General features: G+C 40.2%; 24 protein-coding genes, 2 pseudogenes and 1 riboswitch. Of the genes and pseudogenes, 15 read left to right on the top strand and 11 right to left on the bottom strand.

The features are described from left to right. Positions 1–97 precede the first annotated feature (97 nt). Complete coding sequence (locus AC0L7Q_RS13150) at positions 98–1,069, bottom strand: zinc transporter ZntB (protein ID WP_010391556.1); 972 nt, start codon at positions 1,067–1,069, stop codon at positions 98–100. Positions 1,070–1,318: 249 nt separating this feature from the next. Here AC0L7Q_RS13150 and AC0L7Q_RS13145 point away from each other — a divergent pair, with 249 nt between their 5' ends. The 3 genes from AC0L7Q_RS13145 (at position 1,319) to AC0L7Q_RS13135 (ending at position 3,758) form a co-directional block, all read left to right on the top strand. Then, positions 1,319–1,741, top strand: coding sequence for an ATP-dependent zinc protease family protein (locus tag AC0L7Q_RS13145; RefSeq protein ID WP_010391555.1), 423 nt, complete (start codon positions 1,319–1,321; stop codon positions 1,739–1,741). A gap of 66 nt (positions 1,742–1,807) precedes the next feature. Beyond that, positions 1,808–2,713: a 30S ribosomal protein S6--L-glutamate ligase gene (gene rimK / locus AC0L7Q_RS13140; RefSeq protein WP_008467750.1), complete on the top strand. Its 906-nt coding sequence runs from the start codon at positions 1,808–1,810 to the stop codon at positions 2,711–2,713. Beyond that, entirely contained in the window at positions 2,700–3,758 is a 1,059-nt protein-coding gene (locus AC0L7Q_RS13135) for a succinylglutamate desuccinylase/aspartoacylase family protein (protein WP_413400773.1), read from the top strand. The genes rimK and AC0L7Q_RS13135 overlap by 14 nt, the downstream gene beginning before the upstream one ends. A 69-nt stretch (positions 3,759–3,827) precedes the next feature. Here AC0L7Q_RS13135 and AC0L7Q_RS13130 read toward each other — a convergent pair whose 3' ends face one another. The 6 genes and pseudogenes from AC0L7Q_RS13130 to recQ form a co-directional block, all read right to left on the bottom strand. After that, positions 3,828–4,673, bottom strand: coding sequence for an IS3 family transposase (locus tag AC0L7Q_RS13130; protein ID WP_409425547.1), 846 nt, complete (start codon positions 4,671–4,673; stop codon positions 3,828–3,830). Then, entirely contained in the window at positions 4,670–5,170 is a 501-nt protein-coding gene (locus AC0L7Q_RS13125; protein ID WP_409423191.1) for a transposase, read from the bottom strand. Before AC0L7Q_RS13125 ends, AC0L7Q_RS13130 begins: the two co-directional genes overlap by 4 nt. Positions 5,171–5,250: 80 nt before the next feature. After that, on the bottom strand, positions 5,251–5,826 hold the full coding sequence (locus AC0L7Q_RS13120) for a mechanosensitive ion channel domain-containing protein (protein ID WP_409423880.1): 576 nt from the start codon (positions 5,824–5,826) through the stop codon (positions 5,251–5,253). Positions 5,827–5,890: 64 nt separating this feature from the next. Beyond that, a complete protein-coding gene (locus AC0L7Q_RS13115) occupies positions 5,891–7,609 on the bottom strand; it encodes a POTRA domain-containing protein (protein WP_413400772.1) in 1,719 nt (572 codons plus the stop codon). Positions 7,610–7,749: 140 nt separating this feature from the next. Continuing rightward, positions 7,750–8,032, bottom strand: a pseudogene (locus AC0L7Q_RS13110) (DUF3630 family protein). A 7-nt stretch (positions 8,033–8,039) separates the two neighbouring features. Further along, positions 8,040–9,863 carry a DNA helicase RecQ gene (gene recQ / locus AC0L7Q_RS13105; RefSeq protein ID WP_413400770.1) on the bottom strand — a complete coding sequence of 608 codons (1,824 nt, stop codon included), beginning with the start codon at positions 9,861–9,863 and terminating at the stop codon, positions 8,040–8,042. Positions 9,864–10,006: 143 nt separating this feature from the next. Here recQ and AC0L7Q_RS13100 point away from each other — a divergent pair, with 143 nt between their 5' ends. Both AC0L7Q_RS13100 and rarD read left to right on the top strand, forming a co-directional pair. After that, entirely contained in the window at positions 10,007–10,462 is a 456-nt protein-coding gene (locus tag AC0L7Q_RS13100; RefSeq protein ID WP_171039605.1) for a thioesterase family protein, read from the top strand. Positions 10,463–10,513: 51 nt separating this feature from the next. After that, a complete protein-coding gene (gene rarD / locus AC0L7Q_RS13095; protein ID WP_413400769.1) occupies positions 10,514–11,434 on the top strand; it encodes an EamA family transporter RarD in 921 nt (306 codons plus the stop codon). A gap of 3 nt (positions 11,435–11,437) precedes the next feature. Here rarD and AC0L7Q_RS13090 read toward each other — a convergent pair whose 3' ends face one another. Further along, positions 11,438–12,670 carry a diguanylate cyclase gene (locus AC0L7Q_RS13090; protein ID WP_413400768.1) on the bottom strand — a complete coding sequence of 411 codons (1,233 nt, stop codon included), beginning with the start codon at positions 12,668–12,670 and terminating at the stop codon, positions 11,438–11,440. An 86-nt stretch (positions 12,671–12,756) separates the two neighbouring features. Then, entirely contained in the window at positions 12,757–13,131 is a 375-nt protein-coding gene (locus tag AC0L7Q_RS13085) for a MaoP family protein (protein ID WP_138606645.1), read from the bottom strand. 89 nt (positions 13,132–13,220) lie between these two features. On the opposite strand from AC0L7Q_RS13085, the gene AC0L7Q_RS13080 reads away from it, so the two are divergent. The 8 genes and pseudogenes from AC0L7Q_RS13080 to ung all read left to right on the top strand — a co-directional run bounded on the left by AC0L7Q_RS13080 (position 13,221) and on the right by ung (position 20,847). Then, positions 13,221–14,090 carry a LysR family transcriptional regulator gene (locus AC0L7Q_RS13080; RefSeq protein ID WP_008467766.1) on the top strand — a complete coding sequence of 290 codons (870 nt, stop codon included), beginning with the start codon at positions 13,221–13,223 and terminating at the stop codon, positions 14,088–14,090. Between the two features lie 163 nt (positions 14,091–14,253). Next, entirely contained in the window at positions 14,254–15,183 is a 930-nt protein-coding gene (locus AC0L7Q_RS13075) for a porin (protein WP_413400767.1), read from the top strand. Positions 15,184–15,231: 48 nt separating this feature from the next. After that, positions 15,232–15,369: riboswitch (cobalamin riboswitch) on the top strand. Positions 15,370–15,443: 74 nt separating this feature from the next. After that, entirely contained in the window at positions 15,444–16,256 is an 813-nt protein-coding gene (locus tag AC0L7Q_RS13070; RefSeq protein ID WP_413400766.1) for an ABC transporter ATP-binding protein, read from the top strand. Between the two features lies 1 nt (position 16,257). Next, positions 16,258–17,268, top strand: a complete 1,011-nt coding sequence (locus AC0L7Q_RS13065; RefSeq protein ID WP_413400765.1) for a FecCD family ABC transporter permease — start codon at positions 16,258–16,260, stop codon at positions 17,266–17,268. Continuing rightward, positions 17,268–18,749: a cobyric acid synthase gene (locus AC0L7Q_RS13060; protein ID WP_413400764.1), complete on the top strand. Its 1,482-nt coding sequence runs from the start codon at positions 17,268–17,270 to the stop codon at positions 18,747–18,749. The genes AC0L7Q_RS13065 and AC0L7Q_RS13060 overlap by 1 nt, the downstream gene beginning before the upstream one ends. Further along, on the top strand, positions 18,742–19,341 hold the full coding sequence (gene cobO / locus AC0L7Q_RS13055) for a cob(I)yrinic acid a,c-diamide adenosyltransferase (RefSeq protein WP_413400763.1): 600 nt from the start codon (positions 18,742–18,744) through the stop codon (positions 19,339–19,341). Before AC0L7Q_RS13060 ends, cobO begins: the two co-directional genes overlap by 8 nt. Next, complete coding sequence (locus tag AC0L7Q_RS13050; protein WP_409423867.1) at positions 19,341–20,189, top strand: cobalamin-binding protein; 849 nt, start codon at positions 19,341–19,343, stop codon at positions 20,187–20,189. Before cobO ends, AC0L7Q_RS13050 begins: the two co-directional genes overlap by 1 nt. After that, positions 20,186–20,847 (top strand): annotated as a pseudogene (ung, locus tag AC0L7Q_RS13045) (uracil-DNA glycosylase). The gene AC0L7Q_RS13050 and the pseudogene ung overlap by 4 nt, the downstream one beginning before the upstream one ends. A 59-nt stretch (positions 20,848–20,906) precedes the next feature. On the opposite strand, the gene AC0L7Q_RS13040 reads toward ung, so the two are convergent. Then, on the bottom strand, positions 20,907–21,095 hold the full coding sequence (locus AC0L7Q_RS13040) for a DUF3545 family protein (RefSeq protein ID WP_008110646.1): 189 nt from the start codon (positions 21,093–21,095) through the stop codon (positions 20,907–20,909). A gap of 227 nt (positions 21,096–21,322) precedes the next feature. Next, positions 21,323–22,273, bottom strand: a complete 951-nt coding sequence (tal, locus tag AC0L7Q_RS13035; protein WP_413400761.1) for a transaldolase — start codon at positions 22,271–22,273, stop codon at positions 21,323–21,325. Between the two features lie 218 nt (positions 22,274–22,491). Here tal and yaaA point away from each other — a divergent pair, with 218 nt between their 5' ends. Continuing rightward, positions 22,492–23,271 carry a peroxide stress protein YaaA gene (gene yaaA, locus AC0L7Q_RS13030; protein WP_413400760.1) on the top strand — a complete coding sequence of 260 codons (780 nt, stop codon included), beginning with the start codon at positions 22,492–22,494 and terminating at the stop codon, positions 23,269–23,271. A 105-nt stretch (positions 23,272–23,376) separates the two neighbouring features. Then, entirely contained in the window at positions 23,377–24,336 is a 960-nt protein-coding gene (locus tag AC0L7Q_RS13025) for a mechanosensitive ion channel family protein (RefSeq protein WP_413400759.1), read from the top strand. Positions 24,337–24,721: the final 385 nt, after the last annotated feature.

Below are 24,721 nucleotides of genomic sequence, written 5' to 3'. Positions count from 1 at the left end.
TAAATGTGTAAACACATTTCAGGACAAGACAGGGTTACCAATGCAAAAGGCGAACAATTATGTTCGCCTTTTTTGTGCTGTTAGATCTGTATTGTAATTACAGCCACTTTTTATTTTTAAAGTAAATACCAATCCCACCAGTCAAAACAACCAAAAACACCACAAATGCGGTAAATGCATAGGGACTATCTGTGCCAGGTATACCGCCAACATTGACCCCCAATAACCCAGTTAAAAATCCCAGTGGTAAAAATAAAGCAGCCACCACCGACATCACATACATACGCTGATTTAATTGCTCAGACACTTGGTTAGTAATGGTTTGCTGAATAACGAGTGCACGCTCTATTGAACTATCGAGCTCTTCTAAATAGCGAATAAGTAAATTGGTGGTTTCATTTAGCTTGGCTTTATCATCGTCAAACAGCCACGGGTAATGATTATTAACCATGTTGCTGAGTGCTTCTTTTTGCGGTTTTAAGTAACGTTTTAGCGCGATTGTTTGGCGGCGAAGTTGCGACAAGCCTTGGTTATCAAACTTTTTACTAGGCTCATCAATTTCTTCTTCAAAATCATCTAAGCTTTCATCTAGTTCATCTATTACCGTTTGCATACGTGAAGTGAGCTTTTGCGCTAAGCTACACACTAGTTCAGAAATACTGCTTGGCCCCTCATTATTATTTAACGAGGTTAGAATATCTTGCACTGATAATAATCGGCGCTTACGGGTAGTGATCACCACGTCTTTATTAATAAATAGGCGAATAGACACCATGTCTTCAGGGCTTTGCGCTGGGTTTAAATTGATTCCACGTAAAAACAGCATATGGCCATTCATTGTAGGAGTAATGCGAGGACGTGTTTCATCTGCGGTGAGTGATTCAAGTTCGTAGTCGTTTAATTGGCCGCAGTTTTTTAACCAATCAACGGCTTCTTTTTGACTGTAATCCATATGTACCCACAGTTTTCCATCAGTAGGTTGCCATTGATGTAATTGTTTACTGTTTTCTATTGGGCGAGCGCCGCCTTGTTCATCAAGAATAAGCGCATGAAGTAAGCCGTTAATCATAATAATTTCTCATTGATAGTATGTTTTTAATACAGTTTTACTGTAGTGTATTTAACTTAGCTTTACTTTGAAGAGTTAAGCAACAAAAAGTTATTTTTTAGCCTATGGTTAAGTGTACACATTAGAGGGCATTGTTAACCGAGTAAACTTAAAAGATCAATCAAATCGACTTATCGAGTGGATGAATTTATTTTGCTGGTGTTTTATTAGCGGTAGCGTATAAAACACTTTTTTACTAAGGGCGCATTTATGACGACAAAAATAACAGTTGGTTGGCGTGAGTGGTTAAGTTTACCCGAGCTAGGTATCGAGCAAATTAAAGCAAAAATAGATACTGGTGCGCGTACTTCCTGTATTCATGCAATTAATATCGAAGAGTACGAAGTAGATGGCGAAAAGTGGGTTAAATTTACAGCCCAACCATTGCAAGAAGACGAGCAAACGCAAATTACCTGCAATGCCAAAGTTAAAAAAATGAAGTACGTTACCAGCTCTAGTGGCCAAAAAGAATTGCGTTACTTTATTGAAACTACATTGCATGCAGGCGAATTTAGTTGGCCAATAGAAATTACATTAACAAGTCGTGCGTCAATGAAGTTTAGAATGTTGTTAGGGCGCACAGCAATGGAAAATCGTATAGTCGTTGATCCGGCTTTATCACACTTATTATAAGGATTCGTTGAGTAGCAAATGCACTTTCATGTGCTTACTCAACATAATTTAGTTAAGGTTTTAACTATGAAAATTGGTATTTTATCTCGTAACAAAAAATTATATTCAACGCGTCGTTTAATTGAAGCTGCTGAGGCGCGCGGACATGAAGTGAAAGTTATTGATGCGTTACGCTCTTATATGAACATAAACTCAGAGCAACCTGAAATTCATTATCGTGGTGAAAATCTAAAAGATTTCGATGCTATCGTGCCACGTATTGGTGCATCGGTTACATTTTATGGTTGTGCTGTATTACGCCAATTTGAAATGATGGGAGTGTTCCCTGTTAATGAATCTGTGGCTATTTCTCGCTCTCGCGATAAATTACGTTCTTTGCAATTACTATCACGTAAAGGTGTAGGTATGCCGGTTACAGGCTTTGCCAGCAAGCCCGATGACGTAAAAGATTTATTAGAAATGGTAGGCGGCGCACCGGTCGTTATTAAGTTACTTGAGGGTACTCAAGGTATTGGTGTGGTATTGGCTGAAACACGTAAAGCAGCTGAAAGTGTTATTGAAGCATTCATGGGTTTAAAAGCCAATATCATGGTGCAAGAGTACATTAAAGAAGCCGGTGGTGCAGACATTCGTTGCTTTGTATTGGGCGATAAAGTGATTGCTGCGATGAAACGCCAAGCACAAGAGGGCGAGTTCCGCTCTAATCTTCATCGTGGTGGTAGCGCTACACTGGTACGTATTACCCCAGAAGAACGTAAAACAGCGGTTGCTGCAGCAAAAGCAATGGGTTTAAACGTTGCTGGCGTTGATTTACTCCGTTCATCTCGCGGCCCTTTGGTTATGGAAGTAAATTCATCGCCAGGCCTAGAAGGGATTGAAGTGGCAACTGGTAAAGATATTGCGGGTATGGTGATTGATTTCATCGAAAAAACGGCCTCAGTGAAAGGAACAGCAACTCGTGGCAAAGGTTAAAATTAACCGACCTTTCACCCTGTTAGGTGAAAGCATTGGTGTAGGTGAACGTAAAACACTCGCACTAGAAGCTGCAAAGCTTTATACCCATTCACCGCTTAATATTCCTATTGAAGTGGTTAACGGTGTTATGGAAGGCCCTGTATTGATGGTCTGTGCGGCAATACATGGCGATGAGCTTAATGGGGTTGAGGTTGTGCGCCAGTTACTGGCTAAGATCGATCCTAACCAGTTGCGTGGCACATTAATAGCGGTGCCGATTGTGAATGTATTTGGTTTTATTCATAAATCTCGTTACTTGCCCGATCGCCGTGATATGAATCGAAGTTTTCCTGGCTCTGAACGTGGTTCGTTAGCAGGTCGTATGGCGTATATGTTTTTTAACCAAGTCGCTGTGCATTGTACGCATATTATAGATTTGCATACGGGGGCGATTCATCGTACTAACTTACCGCAAATACGCGCTAATTTAGCCGATGAAGCTACAGCGCAAATGGCTAAGGCTTTTGGCACACCTGCGGTTATTGATGCGTCGTTACGCAATGGCTCATTGCGCAGTGAAGCGGCTAATTTGGGCATACCCGTTATTACCTATGAAGCCGGTGAGGCGCTGCGCTTTGACCCGATTGCGATTGCAGCGGGAGTACAAGGGGTTGATTATGTTATGCGTCATTTAAAAATGATGCGCGGTAAACGACCAAAAAAACTACCTGAGCCGATTATTGCTGGTTCAACAAGTTGGGTACGTGCTGAGGTTGACGGTATAGTAAGAGCGCAAGTATCGTTAGGTGAACGTGTCACAAAGGGGCAAATACTGGCGTATATAAGTAGCCCATTAGGTGACTCTGAGCTTGAATTACTCGCTCCACGTAGCGGTATTATTATTGGTCAGCAAACCATGCCTTTAGTAAATGAAGGCGATGCCGTATTCCACATTGCTTATTTTGCACATGCAAATAGCCTGGTAGAGCAGCAGCTAGAAACGTTTATTGATGAGATAAATGATTTAGATGATGAACTGAAAACGGCTGAGCTGAATAATTAACTTCACCCGTAAGAATTAAAAAAGCCGCTTAAGTTTATTTGAAGTGACCCCATAAAGTTGGACTCATTTCTAAGCGGCTGCCAAGGCCTGATTTCGATACTGTATCGGACTCAGGCCTTTTAGTTTCAGTTTAATACGCTCATTGTTGTAATAGTGGATATATTCTTTAATGTTTTCAATAAGATCATTCACGTCTTTAAACGTTTCGTTGTGGTACATCTCGCTCTTCAATATGCCGAAGAAGTTCTCAGCAACCGCATTATCTAAACAATTTCCTTTTCTAGACATACTTTGTTGCAATCCTTTTTCCTTAAGGTGATTTTGATATTGTTTGTTTTGATATTGCCACCCTTGATCTGAGTGTACAACTGGCTTTTCATTTGGCTTCAACCTAGCAGTTGCTGTTTTAAGCATGTCAGTTACCAAAGGGAGTGCAACGGATTTTCTGACTTCGTAACTGATTACCTCTTGGTTGAATAGGTCAATCATAGGCGATAGATATACCTTCTCATTATCCACTTTAAACTCCGTCACATCCGTCACCCATTTTTGATTTGGCTTCTGCGCAGTAAACTCGCGGTTAAGCGTATTTTCTGCGATTTTACCCACTTCACCTTTATAGGATTTATAGCGCTTAGGCCTTACTTTTGACTTGAGTCCTAACTCATTCATCAACCGTTGAACGCGCTTATGATTAACAAATACTCCCATTGCTCTCAGGGCACTCGTAATTCTGCGATAGCCATATCGCCCTTTATGCGCGTGATAAATATCACGTATTTTTACCAGTAAATCATTGCTTGCACAGGGTTGCTTACAAGTAGTGCGATGATAATAGTAAACACTCTTTGGCAGCCCTGTCGCCTTTAAAAGGTGTCGTAAGCTATGCTTTGCCTTGAACTCTTCGACGACTATCGTTTTGTCTTTGCTTTTTTCTTTCTGGCTTGAGCCAAGGCTTCTAACTTTTTTAGCACATCATTCTCAGCTCGTAAGTATGCTAGTTCTTCTCGTAACTCCTCCTCAGTCATTTGCTCTACTAGTTTTGATGAAGAAGAATTATTTGTCATGAATGGCTTACCTTTTCTCTGTGGTTTAAGACGTGATATACCATCACGAGCATAAAGCTTTTGCCATTGAAAAAGAATGCCTGGGGACGATAAATCGAAGAAAGCACTGGTATAACCGAGTGACCAACTGTTTGCTGTCATCGTTTTTAACACTTCAGCCTTAAATGCTAGAGAATAAGGTTTGTGAACAGACCTGAAGCTTTCAGCGCCATGAATTCGATAAATAGCGGTCCAATATCGGACCTGCCTATCTGTAACATTAAATCTGTTACTTACCGCCGAAGAGCTTTCAGACAAAGCGAGTTCAGCTATTTTGAGCTTGAAAGCTCGGTGATGTTTGGACATAAAAAGACCCCCAGTAATTGGAATGTCCAACTATTGGGGGTCACTTCAATTAGCTGAAGCGGCTTTTTTGTAATTGTTATTTAATTACGTGGCTTTGGGCCAATAATGCGTTTAATTTTAGGCGCTTTTGTTGGTTTTGGCTCTGTATTGAGAACTAACACTGGGCGGGTAACAAATAAGTTATTTGGATAAATCACCCTATGCCCATCAACGTGTTCTAGTAATACATTCATCAGCCCCATTTCAATAATGCGTCCTTCAATGGCATTGGCACCATCCACGATTCTAACCCAATAGCCTACACGGCAGTCATTTTGAATAAACATCAATAAAAACGCGGTTAAGTTGCTCAATAGAGACCAAGCAGCAAACAGCGCAACGCCTAACATGGCAAATAAGGAAGAACCTAATACTAATAAACCACGCAGCTCTATTCCCCAAAAAACTAATACTAAACACAACATAAAAAAGGCGAGTATTATTTTTAATAGTAACTCTGCTCGGTATTTTCTGTGTAAATCGATTTTACCTCTAATGGCTTTTTCGAGTAATTTTTTAGTTAGCTTTAACAGTAACGGAAAACTCAACAGCGCAATTACAGTTACGATTAACTTATATTGTGTGCTCACAAGCTCTAAAAGAGAGATTAATTCCAAAACGTATTCTCACAATAATGATAGGCGCAAAGTGTAACGTGTTAGCTCTGTGCGCAGTAGTGATTTAAAAAGAATTTTTAACGCTCAGTAGCCACTGTACCGAGTCAACATCGTTATATTTATTTAGTGGCGCGGCAATATCAAGGTGGATCATGGTACCTGCATTGGCGCGACTTGGCGCAAGGCGTAAACCGAGTCCAACATTTTTAAGTACGGGTGTGTTTTCAATTTGATACAGGGTATTCGAGTCATTGTTATACCATGCGCGACCTACATCTAGAAAGGCTGCGCCTCCCACTTTAAACAGTTGTAGTAAGTCATACTCCCAATAGTAGCGCTTTTCTAAGCTGACTAAAAAACTCCGATCGCCATGTTGAAACTCAATAGGGTAACCGCGTAAACCTGTTTCGCCCCCGAGAGTGAGCTGCTTATCGTTGGTGAGGTTTTTTGCGTATTGTAGTCTTGCTTTTACATACCAAGACTGATCAATACTGGTATTTAAATAATATTGAATTTGGCTTGTGGTGATTAAGTTTTCAAGCTGTTTTTGTTCTTTATTCCAATAACCTTGAATATCTGCGTGAAATCGCCATAGGGTATTATCACCACTAAAATGTGCTTTGTTAAAGTTAAACGAGTAAATAGCGCGGCTATCGTCGTTACTAATTGATTCATCAGAATAACCCAGTGTAGCTTTGATATTCCAACCTAAATTTAAATCCTCGGTACGGTAAATACTGTCAAAGTTACGCACTTTTATAAAGTTATCTTCAAACCAGTGGCCGCTTACATAAGGGTAACTAAGTTGCCTATTTTCAGCTAGCGGCACAGTGGTTTCATCGATGCTTTTGAATGTTTGTTGCTCATCAATATAACCAAGGCTCAAGCGCTGAGTCCAATTATGGCTAAGGGGTTTGGAGTGGCCAAAAAATATCTGATTTAGGTCGGTGGTTTGTTCAAACTCACTAAATTTTTCGCCCCTGAGATAGAGTGCCTCTTCTCGCTGGGTCGAGTAACTCAAGGCACCATAACTATAAGGTGTATCGATGGCGTAAAACGGATAAGTTAGCTCAATTAGATGGCTTTTACCGTCACTGTTATCGGCATACTCTACGCGACCTCTGTAGCGGGTTGAAAAAATATTTGGATCATCGTAAACAAATAAATAACCATTACGATCACTGTCGGTTTTGCGAGCAAACGATAATCGTTTGCCCCAACCAAATAAGTTAGACTCGCGAAAGCCGATACTTGATTTATTTTCGCCACCGCTGCGGCTAAAGCTAAGCTCGGGTAGCAAAGTCCACAAATCGCGGGTCACCACGGTTACATCAACATCGCCATCGCAGTTTTCGTTGGCAACAATTTGTGCGTCATATAAATAGTTTTGTTTACGCAGTAGCCGCTCAGATTCAGCCAAGGCTTTTTGATTAAAAGGTTCACCCGCTTTAAACAATAAAATGCTTTTAATAACCTCAGGCTCAGTTTGTATATGTGCACGATTAGCAAAGCGAAATAGTGCGTTGTTTTCAGCTTCGAGTTCGGTATTAAAAACATTAAGTTGTTTAAGATTAATTGAGGCAATTTTAGCGTTACTATTTATCGTAAGCGGTGGAGGTTGAGACTCGATTTGGCGACGCAAATTAATTTCATTAGTTTGTAATGGGTCACCATTTGGACAGCTTTGAGCTAGTGGCGTTTCTTGCGCGCAAACGCTGAGCATAAACATACTCAAAATAGAAAAGCTAAAACAACTACGTGCAATCCATTTTCTATTTAGCATTGACCCTCTTTAGCGCTATTTTGCAAAATAAAACACTTACTCTTAGCTTACATCATTGTTATTAATATGTAAGTAAAAGTGCCAATTTAGTTTATTTTTTATAGCGATTATAAGGTATTAGCGGTAAATAGACGTTGGCCTTAGCTTAAATAAAATGTTAACGCTGCCAATAGGTTGTCAGCATCTTGACCTTCGCCGTTAATCCATACACTTTGACTGTAATGCTCAAAATTTAAATTAAACGTGTGGTTAGCATAGTTAAAACGCAGTTGATGACGATCAGCCCCAGCTGCAAATTCACTAATGCTAATTTCGTCGCTGTGCAAAAAACGTTCCCCACAACTCAAAGTCTTCATCGTGCGGCAACTCTGTTGGTTTAACAATAATACATTGATGTCTGTGATCGTATTCAAGTTCGGTCATAAGGGGCTTATTGCGTTGCTAGATAATGTCGAATTGCGGTTAAAAACTCACCGCCATATTTGTTTAATTTAGTAAAACCAACTCCCGACACTTTTAAAAACTCACTATCGTTGGTAGGCATAAGCTGCGCCATTTCGGCCAGCGTTTTATCGTTAAATACTACATAAGGAGGTACGTCATCGGCATCGGCTAATTCTTTACGTAGTGCTCGTAGGCGAGCGAATAACTTTTTATCGTAATTAAACTGCGCTAATTTATCCTGATAAACGTGCTTAGCTTGTAGGCGTGGTTCTGCCAGTTGCAGCGCATATTCACCCTTTAAAATAGCGCGTGCGGCTTCAGTAAGCCGTAGTGATGCGCCCTGGGTTATATCTTGGCTTAATAGCCCTTGATGAATAAGTTGGCGTAAAATACTCAGCCAAAACTCACTGCTTTTGTCTTTACCTATGCCATAGGTGCTGAGTTCATGATGGTTGTTATCACGAATGCGGCTGGTATTTGCGCCGCGCAATAACTCTACAATGTAACCTAAACCAAATCGTTGCTGTGCCCGATACACACACGAAAGTGCTTGTTGGGCCACCAGTCTGCCATCAAAGCTTTTTGGTGGATTTAAGCAAATATCGCAGTTACCACATGGCTCTCGTTGGTATTCACTAAAGTAGTTTAATAATATTTGACGCCTGCAGGTTTGCGCTTCGGCAAAACTGGCCATGGCATTGAAACGTTGCTCTTCTACACGACGGCGTTGCTCATCGTCAATATCTTCAAAAAAGCGCCTAACCCGGCCTATATCAGCGGGGTCAAAATACATAATGGCTTCTGCAGCGAGCCCATCACGGCCAGCGCGACCGGTTTCCTGATAATACGCTTCAATACTTTTTGGAATGTCGTAGTGCAGTACAAAACGTACGTTAGGCTTGTTAATTCCCATACCAAAGGCAACGGTGGCAACCACAATTTGAATATCGTCACGGGCAAATCCAGTTTGCACAAATTGACGCTGTTCGTTGCTCATTCCCGCATGATAAGCCGCCGCATTAAGACCTGCATCGGCAAGCTTTTCAGCAATGTCATCAACTCGCTTGCGGCTGGTGCAATAAATAATACCGCTTTGATTTTTTTGCTCTTTCAAATAACGAAGTAATTGCACCATAGGTTTAAATTTTTCTTCTATGGTGTAACGAATATTAGGGCGGTCAAAGCTACCGGTGTGAATATATGGCTGCTGTAGCTTGAGTTGCTCAACAATATCAAAGCGGGTGGCTTTATCAGCGGTGGCAGTGAGTGCCATCATAGGTACATGTGTAAAGCGTTGCTTTAATTCATTTAACCTAAAATAATGAGGCCTAAAGTCATGTCCCCAATGAGAAACACAGTGTGCTTCATCAATAGCAAACAAACTGACATTTAAATGTGATAAGCGCTCTAAAAATTCTCTTTGCAGCACTTTCTCTGGGGCAACATAAAGTAATTTTATTAGTCCTTGATGCAACTGCTGATAGACTAACTGCTGTTCTTCACGGGCTAAGCTATTATTTATATAAGCGGCTTTTACGCCTAGAGCTTGTAATTGAGTTACTTGATCTTGCATTAAAGAAATGAGCGGAGAGATAACAATGGTTACCCCCTCTAATACTAGTGCGGGTATTTGGTAACACACCGATTTACCACCACCGGTAGGCAATAATACTAACGAGTCTTGGCCATTAATCGCAGCATCAATTACTGCACTTTGACCGTCGCGAAATTCACTGTAACCAAACACTTGTTTGAGTACAGTTTCAGGTTTACGCACCAGCGTATTGGGAGAGGGGGTTAGTGTATTCATCGGCGCTATTTTAGTGGTTTTTTATCAGGATGTCTTTAGCTTTCATTACTTGGTGTAAACATCGGTAATGATAATCGAGGAGGTTACAACAGCTTCAAGTTGTGCTTTACTCATCGTACCACCTTAAAACATAGAGAATAATAATGAATAAAGAAATGTTGATTGAACAAGTTGGGGCGTTGTTTGTTAATAACATGCCTTTTAACCAATTTTTAAAAATAGCGGTGGAGTCACTTAGTACTGAACAAGCTAAAATCTCCTTTCCTTGGCAAGATGTGTTAATAGGCAACCCCGCGCAAAAAATTCTCCATGGTGGGGTTATTTCGGCGGTACTTGATAATGTGGGTGGAATGCTTGCTGCCGCCAGCGTTATAGGAAAGCTAGACGATGCAGATTTACCCAGTGTACATAAAAAGCTAGCCACACTGGGGACCATAGATTTACGCACCGACTATTTACGTCCAGGCAAAGGCGAGGTATTTATTGCTAGTGCTAAGCTGATTCGCTCAGGAAATAAAGTATGCGTGTGTCGAATGGAGTTGCACAACGAGAAGTCAGTACAAATTGCTTTTGGAACGGGCACGTATTTAGTTGGCTAAAAAGTGAGAGGGGGTTAAACTGACGGCCTTTTAAATCACCAAGTGGTTACTATGTCGATTGATACCGAGCAGCGAAAGGGCGCCATTTTTGCCTGTCTCGCTTTTTTTATGTGGGGCCTCGCACCTATTTATTTTAAGATGATCCAACATGTGTCAGCATTTGAAATTTTATTGCACCGTGTTATTTGGTCAGTGGTGTTTCTGATTGTGGTAGTGAGTGTGCTGAGCTACTGGGATAAAATTAAACGCATTTTAATTCAACCTAAACTTATTTTAATGTTAGTTGTTACCTCGACCTTACTAGGGTTTAACTGGGGGTTGTTTATATGGGCCATTAATAACAATCACATGCTAGATGCCAGTTTAGGCTACTATATCAATCCCTTATTAAATGTATTACTTGGTATGGTGTTTTTAAACGAGCGATTACGTAAGTTGCAAGGTGCTGCTGTTGCCTTAGCTTTTACGGGCGTGCTGTTACAGCTAATTAGCTTTGGCTCATTTCCCGTGGTGGCCTTTTCGTTAGCGACATCTTTCGCACTTTATGGCTTATTACGTAAAAAGCTACAGGTTGATGCTTTGCCTGGGATTTTAATCGAGGCATTAATATTATTACCAGTAGCACTGACCTATTGGTGGTTAATGGTGCCAACTGAAACATCAAATTTACCAGCGAATGATTGGCAAACTAATGCGTTGTTAGTGAGTGCGGGCATTGTGACTACGCTACCACTGCTGTGTTTTACCGGTGCGGCTAAGCGTTTGCAATACACAACGCTTGGGTTTTTTCAGTATATAGGGCCTAGCTTAATGTTTATTTTAGCGGTGGTGTTTTACGGCGAGGTGTTTGATGCTGAGCGTGTAATTACCTTTGCGTGTATTTGGAGTGCACTGGCTATTTTTAGTTGGGATTCATACCATCAATCGCGTAAACGCAGAAAAGCAGCCATTGTTGCCTCAGGTGTGGTTTAGAAACTAAACCACTTTATTACGACCCGACTCTTTGGCTTTGTAGAGCTTTAAGTCGGCTTGTTTTAATAGCTCGTCAATCTGATAGGTTTTACTGTTGCTGAAGCCTATCGACAGCGTAAACTTGATGTTTGCTTGACTGAATTCATGACTGTTAAGCTCAATAAAAAGCCTGAAGCTCTCTAGTCGTTTTAGCGCTTCTTGTTCGGTTAGCTCAGTAAAAAATACCGCAAATTCTTCTCCGCCTAACCGGGCAATCAATTGGTTTTCAAAATATTTATTAAAGCATACCGCAAGCCCTTTAAGAACCTCGTCTCCGGCATCATGACCATAGGTATCGTTAATCGCTTTAAAATGGTCAATATCAAGCATGGCGAGCTGTGCCGGCATTTTTGCTTTTTTAAACTGCTTTAACGATTTATTAGCCTCTTCAAAAAAGTAACGGCGATTAGGGAGTTTAGTTAAATAGTCGGTATTGGCTTGACGTTTTATAGTTTCGATATGCTCTAGCATATCGACGTTTTGGCTCAACCGGCAGTAAAATTCTTCACTGTTAAAAGGTTTATACAAGTAGTCATTTGCTCCATTTTTTAGAAATAAAGCAGATAAATTAGATGAAGTAGCCCCTGAGATACCAATAATAGCTTTTTCGTCATTACTATAAATGCGCCTAATTTCATTACATAGCTCAATACCGCCCATGTTAGGCATTTCTTTATCGGTAATGATTACAGAAATATCAGGGGTGTTTTCAAGCTCTTTAAGCGCCTCTAGGCCATCGGCTGCTTGAAATATTTGATATTTATGACGTGTTAATAAATTACAAATATATTGGCGTGTTGACGCTGAATCATCAACAACCAGTACTTTTACCTGCTTATTTCGAGGTAGGCGATAAAGCTGCTTTTCTAAATATTCGTAAGCTTGTTTATTGCCTTTGATAATGTAATCAATAATAGGGTATTTTTCGACGGTATCGCGAGTTTGATTATCGATATTGCCTGTCATAACTATGGTAGGAATGTCTGCTGCAACGGTGCAGGGAACAGCTTCCCCTTGTGGGGCATCAGGTAATATAAAGTCTACCACCGCACAAAAGTAAGCATGTTTACTTATCAGCTCTTTAGTCTCAGCCAGCGACTGAGCAATATCAACCTCGTAGCCCGCTTTTTGCGCGATATGCTTTTGCACTCGCGCAATAGTAGGGGTGTCTTCAATAATAAGTATTCTGTGCGTCACGTAACAGCCTTGTTTAAATTTTGCAAAAGTGTTTGCTTATACAAGTTGTAACTGCTAAAACGCCAAAAAGCAACTATTGTAATGACTTATAGATTGTCAGCCTCAGAATAATAATCTTGGCTGATTGGTGTTGGCCCTGAAATTTTTGAGCGACCAAATAATGTATGAAATTTTGTTTTGCAGGTTGTTAGCTTTAAGTATTTAACCCATGCTCGCTCAATGGGGTTACTTGGCTCTATGATACCACTTATTGCATTTACAAATTGTTGTTGATATTCGTTTTGCGGCTCAACTGTTTTGTTATACAAACTTTTTAAAACAACACCGTGCTGTTCTAAAATACTTGCCTCTAGCAAGGTAAAGTGTCCGCTGCGGCTAAATCCGCGTGGAAAGTTTTGATCATCATAAAACTGACGTTGACTAACAAATGCTTGACGAAGTAGTGAAATATCATTGCTCATAGCTGTACCCTCATACCAATTATTAGCTGGAGTATGGGACATAATTGCTATTTTTTTAAACAAAAAATTTTTATCGTGAGGATAAAAAATTGGACATAGATTTATTAAAAACATTTGTTGAAGTGGTGCGTACTCGCCATTTTGGTAAAGCAGCAGAAAACCTATACATAACGCAGTCTGCAGTGAGTTTTCGAATTCGTCAATTAGAGCAGGGCTTAGGCGTAAATTTATTTATTCGCCAGCGCAATAATATTCAACTAACGGCTCCGGGTGAGCGCTTGTTGCCGCATGCACAAATGATTATTACTGGAATGCAAAGGGCCAAAGTGGATGTTGCACTTGCAGATAATATGCATAAGCAAATCAGCTTGGCTGGGACTCCTAATATTTGGGATGCGTTTTTACAGTTTGGTATTACAAATATAGTATCGGCTATGCCCGGTGTATCTTTGGTGGCAGAGGTAAAAGCACAACAAGAGAGTACTCGATTACTATTAGAGCGCACCCTTGATCTAGCCATTTTATTTGATCCACCAAAAGTAGACGAACTCGTTGTTGAACGAATTTGTGAACTACCTATTATTCCGGTTAGTGGCTACGATACCGCAACAGGCGATAATTTTTTTGATAATCAATATGTTTATGTTGATTGGGGAACTACGTTTTCTCTTTGGCACGCCCGTCAATTTACCGGTAAAACGCCGCCTTATTTTAGAACCAGTACCGGGCGTATAGCGCTTGATTTAATACTGCAATGTGGCGGCAGTGCGTTTATTCCACAGGTATTAGTTAAAGACCATTTAGAAAAAGGCGAACTTTTTCATGTAAAAGGGGTAGAAAATACGTCAAGAGATGTATTTGTTGCCTATCATAGAGATAACGAACAGAAAGAGTTAATAGAAACTCTGGTTAATTTGCTGTCGCAAATGACACCGAGTTTACTGAAACAAAGTAAGTAGTCGTTAAGCGGTATATTTTAGATGTTATTTTGATTTCAGATTTAATGCAGTTTTATTAACTTAAAAAGACAAAAATGTGTCCTTTGTAATATTTTTGTCATTTAGTGGTGACACACTGCAGCTGTTTTAAAAATTAGTCTATTGTGTTTATCGAGGAAATAACATGAAATTTGCAAAATCGAGCCTATGCCTAGCCTTACTTAGTGGTTTATCTTTTAATGCGCTTGCAGAAGTAGACATTTACGGTAAAGCGAATGTAACCGTTCAATCATCTGATGATGGAGAAGGGTCGTTTACTGAAATTAAAAGTAATGCATCTCGTTTCGGACTTAAGGGGTCTGAAAAAATTTCAGACGGTTTAGAAGCTGTTTATAAGTTTGAATTTCAGGTTGATGTGTCGGACGCTGACTCAAAAGGCGATAAAGATAATATTTCAGCGCGTAATCAATATGTAGGTTTTAAAGGTTCATTTGGTCAAGTAGTAATAGGCCGTAACGATACCGCGCTAAAGCAGGCGCAAGGTAAACTTGATTTATTTAATGACCTTGAAGGTGATATTAAAAACACGTTTAAAGGTGAAAACCGTTTAGGTAACTCAGTATCTTACGCCTCAAACTCATATGAAGGCTTTAAAGTATTAGCTTCATTTATTGCAGAAGACGATAAAGATGCCAAAAATGGTTACTCAGTGGCGTTAACTTACGGTGATTCAGGCCTTAAAAAGAGCGCTGTATACGCCGCTGTTGCTGCTGATAGTGAAGTAAATGGTTACGACGTAGTACGTGCAACAGTTCAAGGTAAAATTGAAGACTTTAGACTTGGCGCAATGTACCAAACACAAGAAAAAGTAGACGGTAGCGCTGAGGCTGACGGTTACTTATTAAATGCAGCTTACCTAATGGGTAGCAACACTTTTAAAGTGCAATATCAAACAATGGATTTTGATGACAGCGATGATAAAAGCGCAGTATCGGTAGGTGTTGATCACAAGCTAAACAAAAATCTTAAGGTGTTTGGCTTTTACTCAAGTTTTGATATGGACAACAACGTTGACCAAGATTACCTAGGTTTAGGTATGGAATATAAGTTTTAACTAATACTTAGTTAAAACACTCCTTTTAACCGCACTCAGCTGAGTGCGGTTTTTTTTGCTTTAAATTATTTACTTATCTGCGCATAATAGCCAAGCATTTGGAATGAGGTGAAACTCCTCAACTATACCCGTAACTGTAATCAGTTTTACTGTAAGTCAGATACAAGTGCCTTAAAACTTCATATAACGAGCGGGTTAACTCATTTTCTTTTTGGTACTTGTGGTACTGAGTGTGGGTTGTCCCTGCCTAGGATAATTTTTTGCACACTCAAACCGCTAAAAAAACTGCACTTCTAACCGTTAATAATGTCTCTTGGCGAGTGGGTAACACCTTAATCCTTGAGCATATTAATTTGAGTATTGAGCGTGGCAAGTTTGTTGGCTTAATTGGTCCTAATGGTGCGGGAAAATCGAGTTTACTGCGGTGCTTGTATCGATTTAATCAGCCGTCAGCGGGAGAGGTTAAATTTAATAACACCGATATTTGGCAACTAAAAAGCGAAGACTACGCCAAGCAAGTTGCCGTTGTGCTCCAAGAAACACCGTCGCAATTTAACCTCTCGTTATTCGATGTTGTGGCTCTAGGGCTTACGCCACATAAAACGTTATTCAGTTCGACCACCCAAGCAGATAAACAAAAAATAGCTCAGGCTATTAGCCATGTGGGACTTGAATCTCATAGTACTCAATTATTTGATTCGCTATCTGGCGGTGAAAAGCAACGTGCTTTTATTGCCCGCGCTATTGTGCAGCAACCGCAGCTTCTTATTATGGATGAGCCAACTAGTCACCTTGATGTGAAATATCAAATTCAACTTATGGAGCTTGCTAAATCTCTAGGGATCACGGTATTTGCGTCATTTCATGACTTAAATTTAGCTGCTGCTATGTGTGATGAGTTAGTGGTTATTAAAAATGGAAAAGTTGTTGATGCAGGTAAGCCAAATAAAGTGGTCACTGAGCAGATGCTGGATGAGATGTTTGGTGTTTGTGCACAAGTGAGCACTCACCCTCAATCAGCTGCTTCGGGTGAGGCTATTCCTCATATTACTTATTATTATGGATACCAATAATATGACGGTTTTTTCTAACCATACCGTTGCATTAATCGCTGCGCTACTATGCGCACTATTAAGTTTATTTATTGCACTGAGTTTTGGTGCGGCACCCACGTCGCTCGCAGATGTATATCAAAGCTTAACCTTTTCAAACGAGGCTTCATTTACCAGCCGTATTATTATTGAATTAAGAATGCCACGTACTTTGCTGGCTTTTTTAGCTGGGAGTGGCTTAGCGATTGCAGGTTTAATACTACAAACAGTCACCCGTAACCCCTTAGCAGATCCTTATTTATTTGGTATTTCGTCCGGCGCTTCATTAGGTGTGGTTATACTAATGTCTTTTGTGGGAGCTGGGGCGGGTATTGCGCTATCAGGGGCGGCATTAACAGGCAGTTTAGTGGCGATGGGATTATTAATTTTAATTGCAGGCAGCCAGCGTAATGCCCAAGTTGAATCGATGTTATTGGCAGGGGTAGCTTTATCATTTTTATTTAGTGCTTTTACTAGTTTGTTACTTTATTGGAGCGATCCACAAGCAGTCGCGGCTATTTTATTTTGGACTTTAGGTAGTTTTGCTAAAGCACAGTGGCAGTCGCTGCTGTTACCTGCCCTAGTGATTATGGTATGTACAACAATCATGTTGGGTTTTAGGCGTCAGCTTAATGCCATGTTGTTAGGCGATGAAAGTGCGACAACGCTTGGCGTAAGAGTGCATCGTTTTAGGATTTTAATGCTTATTTTAAGCTCGTTGATCACGGCCGTGTTAGTTGCTAACTGTGGTGGAATTGGTTTTGTTGGCTTGATGGTGCCACACATAGTGCGCTTTTTTATCTCTCAAGGTAGCCGCGTTGGATTATTAATGACTGGATTAGTAGGGGGCACATTTATGGTGTGGGTCGATGTGCTTGCTCGTTCACTATTAAGCAACCAAGAGCTGCCAATTGGGGTGATCACGGCGGCTATCGGCAGTCTATTCTTTTTAAGTATATTGTATTTTCGTAAGCGCCAGCTGGTGGGTCAATAATGAAAACATTAATGGTACAAGGGACTACCTCAGATGCGGGTAAAAGCACCTTAGTTGCAGCGCTTTGCAGAGTGTTTGCCAATCAAGGTGTTAATGTTGCGCCGTTTAAACCGCAAAACATGGCGCTTAATAGTGCCGTAACTCACGATGGCGGTGAAATTGGTAGAGCCCAAGCATTACAAGCCGTTGCGGCAAAAGTAGCACCTGAAATAGACTTCAATCCGATATTACTCAAACCCAATAGTGATACCGGCGCGCAAGTCATTATTCATGGTAGGGCTATCAGTAATATGGAAGCCGACTCTTACCATGACTATAAAAAAGTGGCTATGGATGCAGTATTAACCTCGCATAATCGTTTAGCTAAACGCTTTGACTTATTGTTGGTTGAAGGGGCTGGCAGTCCAGCTGAAATTAACTTACGCGCAAACGATATCGCCAATATGGGCTACGCTGAAAAGGTCGATTGTCCGGTTATTATTATTGCCGATATTGATAAAGGGGGCGTGTTTGCTCACCTAGTAGGAACTTTGGCGCTATTAAGTGAGTCAGAGCAAGCACGGGTAAAAGGCTTTGTTATTAATCGTTTTCGTGGTGACATTAGCCTATTACAAGGCGGGTTAGATTGGCTTGAAGAGTACACAGGTAAACCTGTGTTAGGGGTGTTACCCTACCTACACGATTTAGCACTTGATGCCGAAGATGCCGTTGCCATAGATAATAATGTGACCGAGGCCAGTATTAATATTGCGGTGCTGCTAGTGCCTCATATTAGTAACCACACTGATTTTGATGCACTGCGATTACACCCAAATATAAATATAACCTATGTGCGGCACACTCAAACAATTCCTGATGTTGATTTAATTATTGTGCCTGGCAGTAAAAATGTACTTAGCGATTTGGTATTTTTAAAAAATGAAGGCTGGGATCAGCAAATAAAACGCCATTTACGCTATGGTGGCAAAGTATTGGGTATTTGCGGCGGTATGCAAATGCTAGGTAATACGATTTGTGACCCTAATGCGGTGGAATCATCATTAGGGCAAGTGGCGGGTTTAGCGCTTAGCGATTTTGATACGTTATTGGGTGAGCAAAAAGTGTTAAGTCGAGTGAGCGCAGTGCTTAATTTAAATGAGCAACAGGTTGCATGTGATGGCTACGAAATACATGCTGGGATCAGTAAAGGTCAGGCGCTCAATAAACCACTTATTCGCTTTAATAAACACCCCAATGGTTTTAAAACTGATGGTTTTGTTAGTGACGATAATGCCATTGCCGGGACTTATTTACATGGCTTATTTGACAACGCAACTGCTACAGAACAGTTATTAAAGTGGCTAAAACCAGACAGTGACATTAATGCCATCAGCATCAATGAGCATCGTGAACGCCAGTTAGAACGCCTCGCTGAAATGTGCCAAACACATTTAAATATTGAACAAATTATTAAAATTTACCAAGGACATAACAATGACTGAATCAACAAACGACAAGCACCAACAGCGCCAGCAAAAAGTAAAAGAACAAGTTGATGCTCGAGTAGCAGCGGCACAACAAGAAAAAGGTATTTTTCAGGTTATTACCGGTAATGGCAAAGGTAAATCAACCTCTGGTTTTGGTGTGGTTGCACGTTGTGTTGGTCACGGTAAAAAAGCCGCGGTATGTCAGTTTATTAAAGGTACATGGGAATGTGGTGAGCGTAATTTACTACAAGGTGCTGGGGTTGAATTTGCCGTTATGAACACCGGTTTTACTTGGGATACACAAAATAAAGAGGCCGATACTGCGGCGGCGCAAGCAACATGGCAAGAGTCAAAGCGGATGTTAAGTGACAGCAGTGTCGATGTGGTATTACTCGATGAGCTCACCTATATGGTGACCTATGGCTATATCGACCTTGATGAGGTTGTTGCTGCAATTAACAACCGACCTGCAATGCAATCGGTAATTATTACTGGCCGTGCTGCGCACCGTACCTTAATTGAGCTGGCCGATACCGTAAGTGAAGTGCGTAATGTAAAGCATGCGTTTGAGTCGGGCGTAAAAGCACTAAAAGGCTTTGATTACTAATGTTAAAACGCATTTTTCTTGGGCTGATATTGTTTGCTGTTTATGTACCTCAAGCCTTAGCCGACAAGCCGCTTCGTATTGTGGCTTTAGCGCCACACATAGTCGAAAATTTATATGCCATTGGGGCGGGTGATTTAATAGTGGGTACGCTGGATTACGCAGATTACCCACAAGAGGCGACTAAAATTGAGCGTATCGGTGGCTATAATGGCATTTCTATCGAAAAGTTACTCATGCTCAAGCCAGACATGGTCATTGCGTGGAAAAGCGGTAATCAGGCAGAAGATTTAGCACAAATAAAGCGACTAGGGATTGAATTGCATTTAAGTAATCCACGCTCAATTGAAGGCGTTGCTAAAGAAATACTAAAACTAGGTCAATTAACTGGTCGTATTGAGCAAAGTAAAAAAGTAGCTGAGGCATTTACAGTTAAGCTCAATGCAATTAAAGCCACACAGCAAAATAAAACCACGCTTACTGGGTTTTATCAGTTGTGGCCTGAGCCTATGATGACGGTATCAAAAAATACATGGATAAATCAGTTAATAGAAACCTGCCAAGTAACCAATGTATTTGCTGACAGCGACACAGATTACCCACAAATCAGCATTGAGAACGTGATAGTCACTAAGCCACAAATTATTATTATCCCTGATGAAAAGTCAAAACGGGTAATACCCACAGTAAATTGGCAGCAATGGCCTGAAATTCCCGCGGTTAAATATGAGCAATTTATTAGTGTTAACGCGGATTTATTACATCGTTTTTCCCCTAGAATGCTTGATGGATTAGCACAAATGTGTGACAAAATTGAGGTATCTAGAGAACTTATTAAGAGTCAATCATGAGCAACTGGTCATCTTTTTTAAACCATGAACTTAGCCAAGCATATATGCAACAAACCCTTGAATATGTTACGAATAAACGAGCCGAAGGCACTGCCGTATATCCGCCAGAATCACAGGTGTTTAGCGCATTTGATGCAACTTCACTTAGCGATATTAAAGTGGTTATATTAGGTCAAGACCCTTACCATGGAGAAGGGCAAGCGCATGGTTTGTGCTTTTCAGTATTACCTGAAGTTAAAAAGCTCCCGCCTTCACTTAAAAATATTTATAAAGAGTTAGTGACTGACATTAATGGCTTTATCACACCGGAGCATGGCTATTTACAAAGCTGGGCAGATCAAGGTGTGTTTTTGCTTAATACCGTATTAACAGTAGAGCAAGGGCAAGCCCATTCCCATAAACATTTAGGTTGGGAGCAATTTACTGATAACGTAATTACTCATATAAATGAGCATTGCCAAGGAGTGGTGTTTATTTTGTGGGGCGCACATGCACAAAAAAAGGTAAAAGCATTGATCGCCAGCGCCATCATATATTGTCTGGACCGCACCCTTCACCGCTTTCAGCGCATCGCGGCTTTTTTGGCTGTCAGCACTTTTCAAAAACTAATGAACTGTTAATAGCGCAAGGAGCACAGCCCATTAATTGGCAAGTATAGGGTAATTAGTATTAAAAAAGGCTTTCATAAATGAAAGCCTTTTTAGTTGCTGTTGTTGATTAAAATTCTAATTCATCAATAGCAATACTATCAGCAAAATAGTCGAGCTCCTGTAGTTCTTTGCGCAAACGTTGCTTATCTTTTATTGCTTCTATTTCGCGCCATTTTCTTTTTTTATTTTTTTGAGAGGTTTTTTTCGATGTATCAGAACCTTCTAATATTTCTATTATTTCGTTTAGGCTATCCATTGATTATCTCCTATTGACCACTTTTTGAACCTCGGCAGTATCTATACCACAGCTATTAATAAAATAGAATATAAATGTGACGAAACTGTTACTAATGGGTGGTATTTTGATGAAGATCAATACAAAAAGAACGTAAATAGGAACAAGTCGAGTATTTAAAGTAAATCGCAGGCACAAAAAAACGTCGCTAAAAAGCGACGTTTTTAAACTCGTTAAACAGCTGTTAGTTACATCGCTTTGAAGCGTGCTTCTAATTGCTCTTGTGCATCTGCAAATGAGCGAATACCTTCAGCTAGCTTCTCAGTAGCCATAGCGTCTTGGTTATGTAACCAACGGAACTGTGCTTCGCTAAGTGGCTCAGGTTTTGGCTCTTTAGCAATGTCACTCTCTAGTAAGTACTCTTGTGCGTCTTCTAAATTACCTAAGTCTTCTAAAAGATTAGGACTAATTGTTAGCTTATCGCAACCTGTAAGGGCAATAATTTCACCGGTGTTACGAAAGCTTGCGCCCATAACAACAGTTTTATAATCGTGACGCTTATAAAACTCAAAAATACTACGCACCGATTGTACACCCGGGTCTTGTAGCGGGTCGGTTGGTTTTTCCATACCGTTTGCTACGTGCCAATCTAAAATTCTGCCAACAAATGGCGAAATTAAAAATACGTTTGCATCAGCACAGGCGCGCGCTTGAGCATCACTAAATAAAAGCGTTAAGTTACATTTAGTGCCTTCTTTTTCTAACTGTTCTGCGGCTTTAATGCCTTCCCAAGTAGAGGCAACTTTAATTAAAATCTTGTCTTTGCTTACACCTTCTTTCTCGTAAAGGCTTAGTAAAGTATGTGCTTTATTAATTGTTGCTTGAGTATCAAATGATAAACGTGCATCAACTTCAGTAGAAATATAACCCGGTACAATTTCGCTAATTTCTTTACCGAGTAACACTGCAAAATAGTCACAAGCCAGCTCTAGTTGTTTTGCAGGCTGTTGCTCGGTTTCTTTAGCGTATTGCCATGCTTTATCTAGATAAGGTTTGTAAGCTTCAATCTCGCTCGCTTTTAAAAGCAGCGATGGATTGGTAGTCGCATCTTCAGGTTGATGTTTTTTTATGGCTTCTATATCGCCCGTGTCGGCCACGATAGAAGAATGTTGTTTAAGCCTTTGTAGAGCGCTAGTCATTTGCTTTTCCTCATTCCAAGCAAGTTAAAAGAAAATCTAAACTACCTTAATATAGCTATACTGCAACAGTGTGACAATGCTTGATAGGTCTTATGTCCTTATCAATGAAAAAACGGTAACGGTTGAGTTTTAGGTAGGATAATTTTAAACAAAACGTGCTTTTCGTCTCATTTAATGTTGAAATTGACATTAAATAATTTACAAGTCAATAGCTAACTATGATCACTGTTATTTCACCAGCAAAGAATCTTGATTACGACACGCCACCCGCAACAGATAAGTTCACTCAACCTGAATTACTTGAGCACAGCGAAGCGCTCATGAAAGTATGCCGTGAACTAACTCCTGCGCAGATTGGTAGTTTAATGAAAATTAGCGATAAGCTCGCGGGCCTTAATGCAGCACGTTTTAGTGAGTGGGCGCAACCGTTTACTACGAGTAATGCTAAACAAGCGGTGCTTGCCTTTAATGGCGATGTATATGGCGGTTTAGATGCCGACACCCTAACGGCTAAGCAACTTGATTATGCTCAAGAGCATTTACGTATACTCTCGGGTTTATACGGATTATTAAAACCACTTGATTTAATGCAAGCCTACCGCCTAGAAATGGGTACAAAGCTTGAAAACAGCCGTGGTAAAAACCTATATGAGTTTTGGGGCAGTATTATTGCTAATAAACTTAACGACGTTTTAGCGGCACAAGATGCACAATACTTAGTTAATTTAGCGTCTAACGAATACTTTAAAGCGGTAGATAAAAAAACGCTTAACGCACAAATTATTACGCCACATTTTAAAGACTGTAAAAACGGCCAATATAAAGTGATTAGCTTTTACGCTAAAAAAGCGCGCGGCATGATGGCGCGTTACCTTATCGAAAACCAAGTCACGCAATTAAGTCAGCTTAAAGAGTTTACCGTGGCCGGTTATTACTTTAGTCCAGAGGCAACCACTAAAGAACTTGAACCGGTATTTTTGCGCGAAGAGCAAAGCTAACACACTTTTTTAAAGTGTTTAAAAAGCCATGCATTGCATGGCTTTTTATTTTGGCGCTATTTTTGCAAACCTTAGGTTATTAACCCAAACTAAGGTATAAAACAAATGCTCTCAATTCCCTCAATTACAGAAGCCGAAAAACTTATAGAAGAGAAGCTCGGTGGCTGGTTTGATGTTGTTATAAGTCATATCCCTAACTTTATAGTCGCGGTGATTATTGCGATTATATTTTCATTTATTGCCCGCCTTGCAGGCAAAGGAATGAAAAAAGTATTGCGTCGTTCCCTCGACTCTACTCAAATTGCCGACTTAATGGCCTCCATTTTTAAAGTCATTGTTTTGAGTGTAGGAGTCTTTATTGCCCTTGATTTTATGGGGTTAAAAAGTACCGTTACGTCACTACTTGCGGGTGCAGGTATTGTTGGTCTCGCCATTGGTTTTGCTTTTCAAGATATGACCGAAAACCTAATTGCGGGTATTGCTATGGGTATTCGTAAACCGTTCAAAGCGGGTGATATTATCGAGACCGATAACGTATTTGGTTCAGTGCATTCAATAAATTTACGTAACACACTAATAGAGAGCTTTTACGGGCAGTTGATACTGGTTCCTAATAAAATACTATTTAGAAATGTACTGCGTAATTACAGCACTTTAGGGGTCAGAAGAATAGAAGTACCAGTAGGTATTTCTTACGCTGACGATATAGAAAAAGCTAGTGAAGTTATTGTCGAAAAAATTAATCAATTCGACTTTGTGATCCGCAAAAATGAGACCGCGGTGTACGCAGAAGGCTTTGGTGATAGCAGTATAAACTTACTGGTATGGTTTTGGATTAAATACCCTGGTGAGCCCGATTTTATGACGGTGCGTCACAAAGGCGTTGTGGCAGTAAAGCAAGCACTCGATGCTGCTGATATAAGTATTCCGTTTCCTATTCGTACGTTGGATTTCGGTATTAAAGGCGGTGAAAAACTCGATGCCATGATCAGCGATAAAATAAGTCAGCAGTCAACTAGTAAAGAGGCTGATAGCAACACTGATACTAGCCAGGAAAGCAATTAATTTTAAATTTACAAGGGTAAAGCGGTAGGAAAAACTTACTGACTATCAGCGCGTTTTTACAAAGTAAAAACGCGCTTTTTATTATAATTAATTGATGATCTGAAGTAACTAAAGCCTTGCGTTAACTAAGTTAAAAGCCTCTCAATTAGAAAACTATATAGATAAGGTTTTCTCATCTCAAAATAGGTTATTTAATTAATCGAATTTGTGCTCAAGCTTGATGCAAGCCCTATATAGAAGTGTCTTTGAGTAAAGGATTCAATGGTATAAGTAGCTGCAATGAGCGTCGCGATTGGCGCGTAAACTAAAAGGCTTTTAATCAAGCTATTTATACTGGCTCGGGAGTATGTTCTGCATTAAATTATATCTTGCAGGCCATAAAAAG

This window comes from Pseudoalteromonas sp. KJ63-1 (genome assembly GCF_055808145.1).
The sequence above is the reverse complement of the archived record's forward strand: the minus strand, read 5'-3'. Positions and strand labels throughout refer to the sequence as shown.